This is a genomic window from Streptomyces sp. KR80 (assembly GCF_052245555.1).
Lineage (GTDB): Bacteria > Actinomycetota > Actinomycetes > Streptomycetales > Streptomycetaceae > Streptomyces.
In genome coordinates this window covers 134,804-149,928 of record NZ_JBQQCD010000009.1, presented here as the reverse complement: position 1 = coordinate 149,928, position 15,125 = coordinate 134,804, and the positions used below count along the sequence as shown (strand labels likewise).

Genomic DNA, 15,125 nt, shown 5'->3' with positions numbered 1-15,125 from the left:
ACGTGTGGACTCTTGCCCTGCAGCTGGGCGTGCCACCCTAGGTGGCACCCTGGTCGCCCCCGCCGTGGATCTCCCGGTGCTCGGCCTGCTACTGGGGATCAGGCATCTCGCCCTCCACGGTGCCAGCCGCGACCAACTACGCGCCGCACGTCGTCTGTTGATCTCTTCCAGTCTGATGACCCTGGCGCTGAATGTGGTCGATCCATTGTTCGCGGGCCAGCTGGGCAAGGCCGCCTTCGATGCGGTCGGCCCCCCCGCTGCTGATCGGGTGGGCTGATGTCGGCCCGGGCCTGCTGCAAGCCATTGGCACCACCCGGGGAACGCAGCCGGCCACAAGCACTTCGGCCCAGGACCGCGTCAACGACGGTCGGCACAATGGCAACCTGGCTGCTGCACTGGCGGCGACAGCGAGGCGCTGACGCCGAGACTGGCAGGCGCAGGGGAAGAAGACGGCACGTTGCAGGGCCGGGTCTGGCGGCTGCCGAGACTGCAGCGGCGCGGTCGTCGATGCCGAGAGCACTTCGGTCGCGCGGGGTATCCAGTGTGGCTCAATTTCACCGCAGCAGGCGCAATCCGGTCCGTCACCTTGCAGTGGCCGATCCGGTCCATCCGTGCCGGAGGCAAGGCCGTCAGTGCGACCTGGTCGCGCTCCTTCAAGAAGGTGCGCCTGCCTCGGGGAGGTGGATTGGGGCGCGGCCCGACAGAGGGGCCCAGCAAGCAGCCGGGCCTGCGGCACTCTTCCAACGTCGAGCGCGTAGCAGCAGCGCCTGACGCCGACGGATGATGCGCTCCGCATCGGTCACTGCTCGGCGAGACGAGCTGGCTTTTCAGCTTCGCAGACTGCACCGAAGGCCCAGGGCACGCCGATCGGCGACCCCCAGACGGCCCGGGGATCGCACCGCGCATCTGCTGTGTTCACCGCGCGAAGCTGGAGCCGGACCACCTGCGCTGGAGAGGAGAGGCAGAGCACCAATCAGGCCGCTGCTTCCGGTCTTACAACGGCTAACACAAGGTGGGTCGGTGCTGCCCACCGTGTCTGACTGGCCTACCGCCCCGGCTGCCGCGCCCCAGGCGACGGGTGCCAGCTGTCGGCCAGGACGGGGATGACCGTGCGGATGCCGGTGCCCGCCTGGGCGAAGGCGTCGGGAATCGGCAGACTGTCCCAGGGCTGGATCGGCCAGGCGATCACCACCGCGCGCAGCACGTTGCCACCGGCACCGCCGTCGCCGGGCTCGCGCTGGTGATAACGAGAGCCCGCCGATTCTTACCGGTGGTCGCCCGTCACCCGGATACGGGCGCTTGGCACCGTGACCTTGAACTGCCCGTCGTCGGCCGTGCTGCAGGCCGGGTTCCCGGGGTACCGCAGGCCACGGTGGGTGGCCCTGGCGGTCTCGCGCCGCTGGAACTGCAGTGAGTTCTCTGGGCTTTCGGTACCCCAGTCCTCCTTCCGACCCGGCCACACCCGCACTGCTCCAACGCAGGAGGAACTGCACCGTCCCTGCTTCGGCCGCGCGGGTCTCAAGGGAGTGGACTGTCCACTGAGTGGAGTAACCGTCAGTCGTGTCGCAGGTGCGTACTGCAATACGATCATAAGCTCACAAATTGCGCACGTGCCAAACATTGGATTCGTTACGGCGATGCACTGAACGACCCATACCGAGTGGCTCTATCCGTCGACTTATCTACAGGAGGTTCCATGTCGACTCGCCTCGCTCTCTCGATGGCGGCCGTAATCCTGGCCGCAGCCCCACTCACTGTCGCTGCGCCCAGCACTGCGGCATACGCCGCCGCGGACGACCAAGCCAACCCGCCCAACAGCCAAGTGCAGGCCACCGGAACCCCGGCCGATCCCAACAACCAGCAGCCCACCACCCAGCCCACCCCGACCGCTCAGCAGCCGAACACCAGGTCCGGCCCCAACAACCAGCAGCTCAGCGCCCCGGCCAATCCCACAACCCAGCAGGCCAACTCCCAGCAGTCCAACACCCAGGAAATCCCGCCTAACACCCAGGCACACGCCACCGAAACCCAGGCCGACCCCAACCGCCAGCAGCCCAACGCTCAGCAGCCCAACTCCGCCGCTCAGCCGTCGGAAGAATGTCGGTCCCAGGTGACCAGGACCCCGGACGGCAACGAAGTCAATCTGAGCGTTGAATGTCCGTTTGCCCCGGACGTGGACGTCATCGTTTGACGGCGGGACTCACGAGACGAGGCGGCGGCATCGAACACTGATTCTCCGCCATCACCCGGCACTCGACCCGGCACTGGCACCGGTACTCGAAGCGGGGAGGCCCGCGCCCCCGGCCGCAGAGGTCGGGGGCACGGTCGCCTCCTCTCGTACGACCTCCGCGCCGCAGCGGTCAGCCCTGGGGCGCCGGGCAGAAGAACTCCAGCGCGATGATGTCCGGGTCCTTGAAGCTGAGGTGCATGCCGAACGGATCCTCAACGAGACCCGGGTGCGTGACGCGCTGCGCATCCAGCCGACTCCGCCAGGCCTCCAACTGCTCCCGGTCGGCCACATGGAAGCCGAGATGGTCGAGCCCGACGCGGGCTGGGTCGAACCAGTCCCTGCCGGCAGTCGCCCTTGTGCGTACGGAAGCCAATGGCGAAGGACGAGGACGCGTTGACGACGAACGGGCCGAATTCATCCTCGGTGTCCATGACCGTCTGCGTATCGAAGAGCCGATTGTAGAACCCGGCAGGGGGCGAGGTATTCAGGCCGTGCGAGTGATGTGCGGTGGGGTGCCGCTCCCCCGCCGCCGGGGCGACGGGGCGCAGCGGTGTCGGCTGCTGCCCCCAGGTCGTATTCAGGTGCGCGGCGCGGGCGGCCACCGAGTGGGCATGGTAGGGGTTGTCCGTCGCGGCGGCTGCCGTCGTCCCCGACGCCTGTGCTCGCCCGTTTGTCAGCCGGACGGGCGAACAGGGGCGGGGCGAGTAGCCCAATGCTGGGCGGCCGCCCGCGTGTCATGTGACGCGCGGGCCGCGCATCATTTTCGCAGGTCAGCCATGGCTTTCGTCGGTCGTTCAGTGCGTTTGTTCCAAGTAGCGCGTTTCAGCTGATGATGCGTAGGTGTGATGTGACGGCTCGGATCTCCGGTCCGCCGTCTCGTCCGCATCTTGTTGAACCCAAGGAGGAATTCCGATGACACAGACGCTTGAGCGCGGGATCTGGTCGACACCGGCCCCGCTGCCGCCACTTCCCGTTCCGCAGATCCCGCAGTACCTACAGCCGCAGCTGCCGCCACTTCCCGTCTCGTCGGGCCCGCAGTACCTACAGCCGCCGGCGCAGCAGCTGCCGCCACATCCCGTTTTGCCGGGCCCGCAATGGCCCGTCGGGATCGACCCGACGCAGGTGCCGCCACATCCCATTGTCCCGCCGTACCTGTATCCGCGGCCGCCGCTGCTGCCGCCACATCCCATTTCTTGGGGCATGGCGGGCCCGCAGCTCGCCAACATCGACCTGCAGCAGGCGCTACAGAAGCAGCAGCAGATCCTACAGATGATGTCGAACATCTCGAAGATGCTCTACGACACGGCCCAGTCTGTCATCCGGCAGATCGGCGGATGATCCCGTGGCGGCAGAAGGCGGACAACGTCTCGACACTCACTCCGCCACGGTGAACCGCCCACCCGCGATGTAGCTGACTGAGGACTGACGAGCCCCGCGGGCGACCTTGGGCGATCATCGTGAGAGCTGCGGCGGACAGCGGACGGATGGCCGTCAACGGTCGTTGTTGGTCGCCTTGGGCCACGGCCGGGACAAGGGGCCGCTCGCCCCGGGCGGAAACCACGGCGCACATCTACAACATGAGGAATCATCATGAAGCATGCGCCCGGATGACTGGGCCCCTCACCCAGGACGTCGACGACTTTCTCGCCCGAGCCGGAGACTTCCTGCGCTCGCGCCCCGCCCTGCACACCATGCCGCTGACAGTGACCGAGAAACTGCGAATACGCGGGGCGGACGCACACGGCGCCGAAGCCCCCGCCTTCGGCCGACTGGAGCGAGCGGGCGAGGTCTTCGCCACCTTCTACCGCCTCCCGTCCCGCGGCCTGAGCCTCACCCCCCTCAACCCCGAGCATGCCGACACCCTCGCCGCCCACCTGGCCGCCCTCGGGCACTCCCTTCCATACGTCAGCGCGGACCACGACACCGCCACTGCTTTCGCCGAGGTCTGGCAGCGGCACACAGGCGCAGCGCCGACACTCAGCAAGCGGCTCCGTCTGTACCGTCTCGGCACGCTCACCCCACCGGAGCCGCTCCCAGAGGGCCGGGGTCGAGTCGTGGGCGAGCAGGACCATGAACAACTCGTGCTCTGGACCGGCGAGTTCGTCGCCGCCGTCGGAGAAGTCCCCGCCGTGGACGCCGCCTCCTGGGCTGGCTCGCGCTTCGCCGACAGACGCTTCACGTTCTGGGAGACCCGGGACGGCACTCCCGTCTCCATGGCGGCCGTGACCTCGATGGTTGCCGGCATGGTCCGGGTGGATCCCGTCTACACCCCTGCTCACCTACGGGGTCGTGGCTACGCGGGCGCTGTGACGGTCGAGGTGAGCAGGGCCGCGCTGGCCGCAGGCGCGACGGAGGTCGTGCTGTTCGCGGACCCGGCCAACCCCACAAGCAACAGCCTCTACCAGCGCATCGGGTACGTCCCGGTCACCGACTTCGCTGTGTACGACTTCTCGTAGGGTTCAGAGACAGACATTTCATGCTCGCTGGTTCAAGGCCTTGGTCAGCTCGCGGTTGGCTGCGCGGGCGGAAGCGAGTTCGGCCTCCCGTTCTTCCAGGCGAGCCGTGAGTTCGACGGTGTGTTGTTCCAGTCTCGTGATCTTTCGTAGGAGCTCCTCGACGTCCGCAGCTGCGCCCAGGCCCGAATCGCGCCAGATCTGCTCGCCGAGCGCTTCGGAGAGCCGGCGCTCCAGTTGTTGCATGCGGCTGGCCAGGCGCGCGTTGCGTGCTTGGGCGTTGGCGAGGTCGGACTGCAACGAGGCCCGGCTCATGAGCGCGTTCCGCCGGCGGCGACGTTCGACGGTTCCTGGCACACCCCGTACGGGACGCTGACTTCGCCGATCGCGCGGCGCACGTGCTCGGACTCCAGCAGCGACGACGAGGGCGGAATCGGGCCGAGGGGGTCTGTCAAACGATCGGCCCTGTCTCGCTTTCGGTGGTGACGGAGCGTGCTGGTGTCTTCGTTGACATCACGTGCCTGCGGCACTCTTCCAACATCGAGCGCGTAACAGCAGCGCCTGACGCCGACGGATGATGCGCTCCGCATCGGTCAACCGGGCTTGGTTCGGTGTTCAGGTGCCTCGCCCGTTTGGCGTGGATTCCGTTGGCGCTGGCGGCGCCGGTTCTTCGCCGCTGTCGCGGCTGTATCTCGGCCCGGGGGGCGCCGGTCACACAGATAGAGAACATCGTGCGCCTGGTCAAGTCTAGGAGCACGGCCGTGTCGCCGCACGCTGTGAAGACGATGGTTGACCAGGCGAATTTTGAAGTGGAAACCACGGCCGCGAGAAGAAACCGTGGGCGGCCTGTGCACACAATGGCGGAAGGGCAAAGGGACGAAGGAGGAATTCATGATCACCGCGGAATACGTGTCCCAGGCGGAAACAGATTACTTGGCACAGCTCGAAAAGGCCGGGGAGCGCTACCAGAACCGGACCGCTGAACGGGAGGAGACCCGCAGAACCATCAAGCGCCGGGGAGTGCTGTACGCCGACGATCCCGATCGGGTCAAGAAGCGACTGTCGCGGCTGAACGCCGACTGGTCACTCGCCAGGTCGATTGAACAGATACCGACGGAGCCCTCCACGACCACGGGCAGCACTCTCCCGCTGACACCGGACACCTTCGGCGCCGATGTGCTCGGCCTGGAACGCCTGATGGGACGTAACAACCTCACCGGGGTCGCCTTCCTGGAGGGCGGGAATCTGGCGGCCCAGTCGATCGGGCGGGTGACCGTCAGCGCACCAGGGGGCACACATCACGGCACCGGCTTCATGGTGTCCCCTTCGCTCCTGCTGACCAACAACCACGTGCTTCGAAGCGCGGAGGAGGCAGGCCACGGCGTCATCGAATTCAACTTCCAGGCGGGGCTCGACGGTCGCCCGCTCGTCCCGGTGACCTTCGCGCTCGAACCACAGAGGTTCTTCGCGACCGACCGCGAACTGGATTTCAGCGTGGTCGCTGTGGCCGAGCGCAATCAGCAAGGTGCGCAGCTTGCCGACTTCAACTGGCTACCCCTGGATGGAGCGCAAGGCAAGGCCATCCTCGGGGAATTCGTCAACATCATTCAGCACCCCAACGGCGAGCCCAAACAGCTCGCGCTGCGCGAGAACCAAATCATCGATCTGCTGGACCTATTCGTCCATTACGAGACCGACACCGCGCCGGGCTCGTCGGGCTCACCGGTGTTCAACGACCAATGGGAAGTCGTCGCGCTGCACCATTCGGCCGTCCCGAAGACCGATACCGACGGCCGTCTCCTCACCATCGAAGGAACGCCCTGGCGGCCGGGGATGGGCGAGCATCGGCTGGCCTGGAAGGCCAACGAGGGCGTGCGGATCAGCCGCGTATTGCAAGCGCTGAGCCGGCTCACGCTGACCGGAACCGCGGCCCGGCTGCGGGACGAGCTGCTCACGCCACCGGCCAACCCGCTGCCGAGGGAAGGGGTACCGCAGGCAACAGCGGCAGCAAGGCCCCTCGCCGACGGGTTCGCGCCGAACGGTTCGGCACAGTTCGCCTCCGGCGGTGTCGTGGGCCTCACTGTGCCACTGCGGATCACCGTCGGTGTCGACCTGCCCGCCCCCGGACAGCCCACCCCTGCCCAATCCGCGACCGTTATGCCTGCAATTTGGGCGACCGCTCCCGCAGTTGCCCTTCCGCCGCCGCTTCCCTCGGCGAGGCGGGTGGACGGAACCTCTGCCGCTGTCGACACCGCCGAACAGGATCTGAACGCGGCCCTGGTCAACCTCCAGCTCGGGGAGACGCGCGTCTACTATGACCGGACCGCCGACCGCGCCGCGCAAGAGGCCTACTACGCGGGCATCGACGACAGCGGGAACGGCAACACGTTGCGCCGTGCGCTGACCGACTTGCTAGAGGAGACCCACGAGCGCCGCCCCTCCTACAAGCCCGGGCGGATGCTCTACCCGTGGGTCGACCTTCACCCCGACCGGCTGCTGCGCAGCGTCTACTCTGGCAAGACGTTCACCGCGGAGGAACTCATTCGCGCCGACGCCGCCGCTGAGGCGGCCAGGCTCACGGGCCTCCAGGAGTTCCTCCTCCGCGAGAGCGCGGCGGGCCCGGCCGAGCTCGCTGCGGAGCTGGACGCCCTGGAAGCGTCGCTGCCGTTCAACTGCGAGCACGTCGTCCCACAGTCCTGGTTCACCAAGCGGGAGCCCATGCGGGGTGACCTGCACCATCTGTTCGCGTGCGAACCAGCATGCAACAGCTTCCGCGGCAACTTCCCCTACGTCGACTTCCCCGGCTTTGACGAGGCCCGGCGGGAGGACTGCGGCATGCGCGAGAAAGTCGGCTTCGAACCCGAGCACAGCAGGGGCGCCGTCGCCAGGGCCACCCTGTACTTCCTGCTGCGGTACCCCAAGATCGTCGGAGACACGGCGCGTGAGTTTCCGGAGGAGCGGCTGCCCGACCTCCTGGCCTGGCACGAGAACGAGCCGGTGACCGAGTACGAGCTGCACCGTAATGCCGCCATCGCGGAGATACAGGGGAATCGCAATCCCCTGATAGATCACCCGGAGTGGGCTCCGAGAATCGACTTCTCCGGCGTCTGGCCCTGAGCGGGGCTGTCGCCGTCCCTTCGTCCAGCGGGAGCAGGTCGCGGGCCAGCAGGGTTGCGCCCGCGACCGCGCCCGGCATGGCGAACACCGCGACTGGGGATCAGGTAGAGGGGTGCCTGCTCGTAGGGGACTGACCGCCCCGCCCCCCGGGACCGTAGCCAACTAACCAGGCGTCACATCCGTTCAATGACACAGCAGATCATCTGGATACGCCTCCGACGACGGAAGCTGACCAAGCCCTACTAGGCTGCGCTACGTGGCCCCGCCGTCATAGGGAGGTGCAGTCAACGTGCGATCCCTGACCTTCGTCGTTGGAACCGGCCGAAGCGGTTCGAGCGCCCTCTCCCGCATCCTGAGCCTCCACCCAGAAATCCTCAGCCTCAACGAGTTACTCGCCTCACTCGACTCCCGCGCCCTACCCGAAGAACCGGTATCTGGCATCGAGTTCTGGCGGATCCTCGCAGATCCGAACCCGGTCTTCGACAAGATGATCCGCAGCGGCGTCCCGCTGCCGGAGTTCCTCTACCCCCGGCGCCCAGGTCGCTTCTCGGCTGAGACGACGGGCATTCCCGCCCTCTGCATGATGGTGCTGCCGCACCTCACTGACGATCCGGACGCCCTGTTGGACGAATTGGCACCCCAGATCGCTGCCTGGCCACGTCGTCCCGCTCCTCAGCAACACGAGGCCTTCTTCGACCTGCTCTGCACCAAGTACGACCGTAACGTGGTGGTGGAGCGCTCCGGCCACTCCCTGCATTGGACACCTCGACTGAGCACGGCATTCCCCTATGCCAGGTTCGTCCACCTGTTCCGGGACGGTCCGGACTGCGCGGTATCGATGAGCCGCCACGTCGGCTACCGCACCATCTCCTTACTACGCGAAATCCTCGAGCAGGCCGGAGTCGAGTCCCTGACCGACCTCACCCCGCAGCACGTCCGGGACCTGCCACCAGACCTGGCAGCACTGCTGGGTGACCGGTTCGATTCCCGCTTGGTGCTCGACCGGCCGATACCCCTGACCAGGTTTGGCCACCTGTGGTCCCAGTTGATCACCGAGGGGATGACGTACCTGGAACAGGTGCCTGCGCAGATGCGAACAACGCTCGCCTACGAAGACCTCGTCGCAGAACCGGATGGAGAACTCTCTCGGTTGGCCGACTTCATCGGCGTCGCCGCACTCCCGGAGTGGCTGGAGGCCGGACGCACGATGCTCGATGGTGGGAAGCGCGGCGCCGCCCTCCGGTTGCCACCAGACGAGTTGTCCGCACTCCGTGAGCGCTGCGCACCGGGGATGAGCGTCCTCCACGGCGCATAGGGCTCCGACCACCGGCAGGCCCACCGCACCGCACCGCAGCGCTGCACCTGCCCCCGAAGGAAAGGACCAACAGAGCCTATGAACCCCCTCGGCAAAGCCCCGCTTCCGCGCTCTGCCGGCGAGGCGCCCACTTCCGAGGCAACTCCCGTCGCTGCGGTCGGCGGGCAGGCCGCGGACCACAACGGTGGCGTAGCGGAACTCACCGTGATCAACGCCTCGTTGGAGGAGTGGCATCAGGCTGCCGAGTGGGCTGCAGCGGAAGGGTGGAATCCCGGTAACGACGACGTGGCCTGCTTCCACCCCACCGACCCCGCCGGATTCTTCCTCGGACGCCTCGGCACACGGACGGTCTCGGCGATCTCGATCGTCGACTACTCCCAGCACTACGCGTTTCTCGGCTACTACCTGGTCCACCCCGACCACCGTCGGAAGGGGCTGGGCCTCGCCACCTGGCGCACCGCCCTTCCGCACGCCGGAGCCCGCACCATAGGCCTGGACGCGGTGCCCGAACAGCAATCCACGTACGCGCGCTCCGGGTTCACCCCCGCCCATCAGACCCTGCGCTACGCCGGCCGCCCGGAACGGTCCGGAACTCCGGCAGCCTCCGTGGTGTCCGTCACCTCGGCCCACCTCGACGCCATCGCCGCCTATGACCGGAAGTGCTTCCCCGCCGACCGGCGTGGCTTCCTCACCCGCTGGCTCACCGCGGCGGGTCACACCGGGTACGCCTCCGTGCGCGACGGACACATCGCCGGCTACGGGGTGATCCGGCCCGCCCGTGACAGCTGGCGCATCGGCCCTCTGTTTGCCGACACCGTCCGGGATGCCGAAGCGCTCTTCGACAGTCTCACCGCCCACCTCGGCCCGGAGGACGAGGTCTGCCTCGACATTCCCGAACCCCAGGAGGCGGCCCGAGCCCTCGCCACGTCCCGCGGTCTGACACCTCAGTCCCACACCGTGCGCATGTACACCGGCCCCGTCCCCCCGACCCGGGCGGAGCGCACCTTCGGTGTCACCAGTCTCGAACTCGGATAGCCGGGGGCGACCGGCATGGCTGAGCGGCAGCAGGAGGGACTGTCGGAGCGGGTCGGCGTCTGCTCCGGGGACTTGGACATGCGCTACGGCCCGCTGCCGGTGCACCACCTCCACGTCTCCGGCGCAGAAACTCCCCCGTTCATCATGGGTTCCTTCGACTCCATCGGACCGATGTCCCGGGCGAGCTTCCCGCACCGCCACAGCTTCCACGAGATCGTCTACGTGACGGGTGGCCGTGGCAACCATGTGGTCGACCTGGCGCGGTGGCCGCTCCGCCCGCCCCATCTGTGCTTCATCGCTCCCGGACAGGTGCACTACTGGGAGCAGGCGTCCCAACTGCAGGGATGGGTGGTTCTGTTCACCGACGACTTCCTGATCAACCACCCGGGCGACGGGGAGGCGTTCCAGGAGCTCGCGGACCGCCCCTGGCTGAAGCCGGAAGCCGAAGCCGCCCAGGGGCTGACCGCCCTGCTGCAGGAGATGGGACGGGAGTTCGCCGCCCACGAGTCCGGCTACGCATCGGTTCTGCAGGCCTACCTCCATGTGCTGGTCACGCGGGCCAGGCGCTGGCCCGGCACGGCCGCGCCTGATCCCGGGGCCGACCGCAGGACCGTGGTGGCCCGGGAGTTCGCCCGGCTGCTTGCTCATCCCGGAAAAGCGCAGCGGACGGTGCACAGCTGCGCGGAGCAAGTGGGCGTATCCGTCAGCTATCTCAACGACGCGGTCAAGCGGACCACCGGACGCACCCCCGGGCAGCTGATCCGTCGGGTGCAGGTGCTGGAGGCCAAGCGGCTGCTGGCGCGGACTGACCTGACGGTCCGCCAGGTCGCCAACCGGGTGGGCTTCGCGGATCCGGCGTACTTCTGCCGGTTCTTCCGTCGCGAGGCCGGCTACAGCCCGGGTGACTTCCGCAGAGCCGCCCATGGAAATCACCATGCCCGCCGCGTTGTGTCCATCGACGGTCCCGACGAGCCGGAATAGGTTCCCAGAGGATCTCAGCGACGCCAGTACGACGCCGGACGGCAGCAGCTGCCGACGCCGTACTCCGTCGTGCACTCGCGCTCTTGAACGTCCCCCTGCCCCCCACTTCAAGGAGGTCACGATGGACAGCGAGAACACGCAGGACAGCACGCAAGGCGGAATCAGCCGCAAGAACCTGCTCAAAGCCGCGATGGTGGCCGCTCCCGTGCCCTTCTTCCTCGGGGCGGCGCCCGCTCCCGCCCGGGAGCCGGCCTCCTCCGGTCAGCCGCTGAGCCCCACTCCGATGTGCGACGACGGCGACGACCCGACGCCGCCACAGACCGAAGGGCCCTACTTCAAGCCGAACTCGCCGCTGCGTACCTCACTGATCGAAGCGGGCACACAGGGCACCCGGCTGACGGTGAGCGGAGTCGTCTTCAGTCTGACCTGCAGGCCGATCGCCAACGCTCTGCTGGACTTCTGGCAGGCCGACACCAACGGCGCGTACGACAACACCGGATTCCGGCTCCGCGGGCACCAGTTCACCGACGCCCAGGGGGCGTTCAGGCTGGAGACGGTCGTTCCAGGTCTCTACCCGGGACGCACGCGGCACATCCACGTGAAGGTGCAGGCACCGAACCGGCCGGTACTCACCACTCAGCTGTACTTCCCCGGTGAGCCGGGCAACAACACGGACCCCATCTTCAACCCGGCCCTGCTGATGAACGTGCGCACGGACGGCCAGGCCAAGCAAGGGACGTTCGACTTCGTGCTGAACCACACCTAGGCGCACGACAGTCCAGGAGGCACCGGCGCACCCGTCGTACGCGCCGCGGTCGACCCGGCTGGGGGGCGCCGGGCTGTCGTTCGGCCTGGCCTGGCCGCCCTCCGAGCTGCCCGGCGACATGGCCCAGCGGCTGGTTTCCTGAACTACCGAGCCTGCTACTGGGCCTTCTCCAGCGAGAGCGCGAACACATGCGCCCGGGCCGTTCCTGACGGCGCGCCCAGGGTGAACGAGACCAGCTCCTTCGCCGCGTCGAGCGCCACGACCTGGTGGAAGATCGCTGCCTTGGTGCCCAGCGGGCCGCTCCTGGTGTGGATCTGACTGGTCCGCACCGCTTCGGTCTCGCCGTACGCGGGCCCCGACAGCCACCCCGTCAGCCGCACCGGCACGGTGGCGCTCGAACCGTCCGCGTACGAGGCCACCGCGGGTACGGTCACGTTCCCCGTGTCGCCGGAGCCGAGGACGTGCAGTTTCGCGTACGCGCCGCGCGGGAGCGCGACCTTCTGGCCGGCGGCGACGGCGTTGTTGTTCGAGCCCTCGCTGCCGTTGGTGAACGAGAAGGTGATCCCGTCGTCCGTCGTCCGCCCGGTCTGCGGGAGCTGCGCCATCGGGTAGGTGCGCCCGGTGCCGTCGAAGTCCCCGTCCTCGTAGTACATCTCCGTGGTGATCGCGTCGTTGTCGAAGTGCCCGGCAAGATCCACCGGGACGACCGTCCCGGTCTGCGGCAGGGGCGGCAGCCCCCACCGCTCGGCCGCGGACGCCTGCACCGGACCCACCCTGAATTCGGGCCTGCTCCCCGCCGGGTACATCACGGCCTCCCCGTCCCTGGCGAGGTCGATCTCGACGACCCCGTCACCCAGGTCCCGCCACTGCGGCTCCGGACCGTGCACCGCGGCGACGGCGAGCCTGCCCGCGATCGAATGCCGCACCCGGCACGGCTCCCCGGCGAGGCTGCGCACCCGCGCCCACCGCGTCCCGCCGCCCTTGCGTACGGCGCTGACCAGGAACGCGCCCTCGGTGCGGAAGTCGTGCAGCACCGCGTCCTTCCACTCGCCCGGCAGCCCGGGGAAGATCCGGATGACCCCGCCCCAGCTCTGGCAGAGCATGTCGTGGATCGTCTGCGCGCCCGAAAGCGGCGTCTCGATGACCGGACCCGCCTCGTAGTACATGGTGTTGGCCTGCACGAAGCGGGCGACCAGCTCGCGCAGGTACTTCAGCGCGTCGTCGCCCCGGCCCATCTGCGTGGAGATCGAGGCGGCGCCGGTGAAGCTGTAGCCGCGCAGGGCGCCCTCGAAGCTGATCCAGTGCTCGAGGGAGCGGGCGATCAGATCGCGGTTCTCCTTCTGGTCCCAGTTGACGAGGTAGAGCGGGTAGACGGCGAGCATATGCGAGTAGTGCCGGTGCGATTTGGCGAACGGGACCCCGGTCCCGATCATGAAGCCCTTCTCGTCCACCGGGTAGTCGACGAGCTTCGCCAGGACCTCCTGCCACGTGGGCTCGAGCGGATCCTTGACGCCGAGCAACCGCACCGTTTCCAGCAGCGTCTGGCAGCTCCAGCGCAGCAGCGCCAGGTCGTAGTTGCAGTCGGGGGCGCTGCCGTACTCCGGTGAGAACGTCTTCGGCAGGTGCAGCCTCCCGTCGTCCAGCTCATGCAGGAAGTGCAGGTAGTAGTTGGTGGTGCGGCGCAGCAGCGGGAAGAGGACGTCCTCCAGTACGCCCTTGTCCATCGTGTGCCGGTACGTCAGCCATACGTTGTGCAGCGCCCACGGCAGGTCCCCGACCTCCGGGTCGCCCACGCCGGGGACGCCGACCGAGCCCGCGTCGTCGCACTGCGCGTCGGTGCTGCGGCGCAGCCCGGCCGAGTCATGCCGGTACTCGGGCTTGAGGGCTCCGACGAGGATGTCGGTGTTCTCGGCGAGGGTGCGCGGGATCGCGTCCAGCTCCAGATGGTTGGAGCCGTAGACGGGCCAGTACTCGAGCTGCGCGTTGAGGTTCCACCACACCGCGGGCCACGGGGTCGGCTCGAGCCACGGCCCGGTGGTGGCCATGACGGGGGCGTTTTCGCGGGCCGCCGAGGCGAGCTTGTAGAGCTGGATCCAGTAGAAGCTCTGCAGCATCCCGTCCGGGACGGAGATGAAGCTCTTCTTGAAGAACCGGTGCCACCAGTCCCGGTGGGTGCGCAGCAGGGCGGAGACCGGCAGGGCGGAGGCCTTGCGGACGGCGGCCCTGACCCGGCCCTCGGCGTCGGTACCGGGGTGGGAGTGCGCCACCGACAGGTAGAACGTCCGGGCCGGGCCGCTTGTCCGCTCCCGGTAGGCCGTGGCCGTCTGCCCGCCCGCGACCAGCGGCTGTATGACGGTGGTCAGCCCGTCCTCCTCCTTGGTGACGAAGCCGGGGTTGGGCGGGAAGCCCTTGGGCGGCAGCTCGCGCACGATCCGCGGGCTGACCGCCTCCGCCGGGCGGAACTCCCAGCGGAAGCCCTTCTCGCCCGCGCTCGCCTCGACGGTGGCGAGCAGCGTCGTGCGATCGTTGTGGACGAGGGCGCGCAGCTTCAGCGTGCCCTCGTCGGTGGTCACCGTGCCGCGGACCTCCGCGTTCCACAGGTCGAGGCGCAGGTCGACATCCGTGACGGTGCCGACAGGGCGCAGCAGGAGGTTGCCGACCGGGAGGCGGGCGACGCCCCACTCGTTGCCGAACTCCGGCCTGTGGTCCTGTACCTCGCTGTGGTGGACGGTGAACCGGAGCGCGTCCTCGCCCGGCTCCTGGTACACGATCGAGCCGAGCAGGCCGTTGCCGAGGAAGGGGCCCTCGTACCAGGTGCGCGGCATCCGATTCCAGAGCAGGTCCTGCCCGCGCAGAAAGCGTTCCCATTCCTTGTCCGTGCGCATGCCCTCCAGCGTTACGCGGGCGGGGGCCGTCGGCGCGGCAGTGGCGGGTTCCGCCGCGGTCACACCCGTGGTGGCGCCCACCGCCGCCCCCGCTGCGACCCGACCCAGGAAACCGCGCCTGCTGACTCCCATTGCTCACCCCTCCGCCCGAAAAGAGCGCAGATTGATCGGATGACTCGCCTGGAGGGCGAGCCTAAGAAGGGGCTAATGCTGCGTCAAGAGAGCTGATTCATCAGATGACTTAAGGCACGAAACCAGGAGTCGCATCAGAGTGGCACCAGCGAGGAGGAACGATGCGCGCTGCCAGAACCCGGATCGTATCCGGGCTGTCGCGGTGGCCGCC

Annotated in this window: 12 protein-coding genes and 2 pseudogenes; 9 read left to right on the top strand and 5 right to left on the bottom strand. The window is 68.1% G+C overall.

Annotated features, from left to right (window positions below):
• Positions 1–64 precede the first annotated feature (64 nt).
• Entirely contained in the window at positions 65–277 is a 213-nt protein-coding gene (locus ACTWQI_RS15715; protein ID WP_443270908.1) for a hypothetical protein, read from the top strand.
• A gap of 768 nt (positions 278–1,045) precedes the next feature.
• Here the strand turns inward: ACTWQI_RS15715 and ACTWQI_RS15710 are convergent.
• Complete coding sequence (locus ACTWQI_RS15710) at positions 1,046–1,204, bottom strand: hypothetical protein (protein WP_443270906.1); 159 nt, start codon at positions 1,202–1,204, stop codon at positions 1,046–1,048.
• 492 nt (positions 1,205–1,696) lie between these two features.
• Between ACTWQI_RS15710 and ACTWQI_RS15705 the strand changes: the two genes are divergently transcribed.
• The gene (locus tag ACTWQI_RS15705; RefSeq protein WP_443270904.1) at positions 1,697–2,191 is read left to right on the top strand and encodes a hypothetical protein; all 495 of its coding nucleotides are present in this window, start codon (positions 1,697–1,699) and stop codon (positions 2,189–2,191) included.
• A gap of 169 nt (positions 2,192–2,360) precedes the next feature.
• Here the strand turns inward: ACTWQI_RS15705 and ACTWQI_RS15700 are convergent, their stop codons facing one another.
• Positions 2,361–2,603 (bottom strand): VOC family protein, encoded by a 243-nt coding sequence (locus tag ACTWQI_RS15700; RefSeq protein WP_443270903.1) that lies wholly within the window; start codon positions 2,601–2,603, stop codon positions 2,361–2,363.
• A 539-nt stretch (positions 2,604–3,142) separates the two neighbouring features.
• Here ACTWQI_RS15700 and ACTWQI_RS15695 point away from each other — a divergent pair.
• Positions 3,143–3,568 carry a hypothetical protein gene (locus tag ACTWQI_RS15695; RefSeq protein WP_443270901.1) on the top strand — a complete coding sequence of 142 codons (426 nt, stop codon included), beginning with the start codon at positions 3,143–3,145 and terminating at the stop codon, positions 3,566–3,568.
• A gap of 259 nt (positions 3,569–3,827) precedes the next feature.
• A pseudogene (locus tag ACTWQI_RS15690) lies at positions 3,828–4,686 on the top strand (GNAT family N-acetyltransferase).
• 18 nt (positions 4,687–4,704) lie between these two features.
• On the opposite strand, the gene ACTWQI_RS15685 reads toward ACTWQI_RS15690, so the two are convergent.
• Complete coding sequence (locus ACTWQI_RS15685) at positions 4,705–4,998, bottom strand: hypothetical protein (protein WP_443270900.1); 294 nt, start codon at positions 4,996–4,998, stop codon at positions 4,705–4,707.
• A 576-nt stretch (positions 4,999–5,574) separates the two neighbouring features.
• Between ACTWQI_RS15685 and ACTWQI_RS15680 the strand changes: the two genes are divergently transcribed.
• Positions 5,575–7,800, top strand: coding sequence for an endonuclease (locus ACTWQI_RS15680; protein ID WP_443270899.1), 2,226 nt, complete (start codon positions 5,575–5,577; stop codon positions 7,798–7,800).
• Between the two features lies 1 nt (position 7,801).
• On the opposite strand, the pseudogene ACTWQI_RS15675 reads toward ACTWQI_RS15680, so the two are convergent.
• Positions 7,802–7,894: pseudogene (locus ACTWQI_RS15675) on the bottom strand (EI24 domain-containing protein); the annotation flags it as partial.
• A gap of 195 nt (positions 7,895–8,089) precedes the next feature.
• Between ACTWQI_RS15675 and ACTWQI_RS15670 the strand changes: the two are divergent.
• The 4 genes from ACTWQI_RS15670 (at position 8,090) to ACTWQI_RS15655 (ending at position 11,897) form a co-directional block, all read left to right on the top strand.
• A complete protein-coding gene (locus ACTWQI_RS15670; RefSeq protein ID WP_443270898.1) occupies positions 8,090–9,115 on the top strand; it encodes a sulfotransferase domain-containing protein in 1,026 nt (341 codons plus the stop codon).
• 78 nt (positions 9,116–9,193) lie between these two features.
• The gene (locus ACTWQI_RS15665) at positions 9,194–10,150 is read left to right on the top strand and encodes a GNAT family N-acetyltransferase (RefSeq protein ID WP_443270897.1); all 957 of its coding nucleotides are present in this window, start codon (positions 9,194–9,196) and stop codon (positions 10,148–10,150) included.
• A 15-nt stretch (positions 10,151–10,165) separates the two neighbouring features.
• Positions 10,166–11,131: an AraC family transcriptional regulator gene (locus ACTWQI_RS15660; RefSeq protein ID WP_443270895.1), complete on the top strand. Its 966-nt coding sequence runs from the start codon at positions 10,166–10,168 to the stop codon at positions 11,129–11,131.
• A gap of 121 nt (positions 11,132–11,252) precedes the next feature.
• Entirely contained in the window at positions 11,253–11,897 is a 645-nt protein-coding gene (locus ACTWQI_RS15655; protein ID WP_443270893.1) for a dioxygenase family protein, read from the top strand.
• A 155-nt stretch (positions 11,898–12,052) separates the two neighbouring features.
• On the opposite strand, the gene ACTWQI_RS15650 is transcribed toward ACTWQI_RS15655, so the two are convergent.
• On the bottom strand, positions 12,053–14,914 hold the full coding sequence (locus ACTWQI_RS15650) for a glycosyl hydrolase family 95 catalytic domain-containing protein (protein WP_443270891.1): 2,862 nt from the start codon (positions 14,912–14,914) through the stop codon (positions 12,053–12,055).
• Between the last annotated feature and the right edge of the window lie 211 nt (positions 14,915–15,125).

Bases quoted from the DNA above. Each gene is read 5' to 3' on its own strand.
- ACTWQI_RS15705 (WP_443270904.1), top strand. From the start codon at position 1,697: ATGTCGACTCGCCTCGCTCTCTCGATGGCGGCCGTAATCCTGGCCGCA.
- ACTWQI_RS15695 (WP_443270901.1), top strand. From the start codon at position 3,143: ATGACACAGACGCTTGAGCGCGGGATCTGGTCGACACCGGCCCCGCTG.
- ACTWQI_RS15685 (WP_443270900.1), bottom strand. From the start codon at position 4,998: ATGAGCCGGGCCTCGTTGCAGTCCGACCTCGCCAACGCCCAAGCACGC.
- ACTWQI_RS15680 (WP_443270899.1), top strand. From the start codon at position 5,575: ATGATCACCGCGGAATACGTGTCCCAGGCGGAAACAGATTACTTGGCA.
- ACTWQI_RS15665 (WP_443270897.1), top strand. From the start codon at position 9,194: ATGAACCCCCTCGGCAAAGCCCCGCTTCCGCGCTCTGCCGGCGAGGCG.
- ACTWQI_RS15660 (WP_443270895.1), top strand. From the start codon at position 10,166: ATGGCTGAGCGGCAGCAGGAGGGACTGTCGGAGCGGGTCGGCGTCTGC.
- ACTWQI_RS15655 (WP_443270893.1), top strand. From the start codon at position 11,253: ATGGACAGCGAGAACACGCAGGACAGCACGCAAGGCGGAATCAGCCGC.
- ACTWQI_RS15650 (WP_443270891.1), bottom strand. From the start codon at position 14,914: ATGGGAGTCAGCAGGCGCGGTTTCCTGGGTCGGGTCGCAGCGGGGGCG.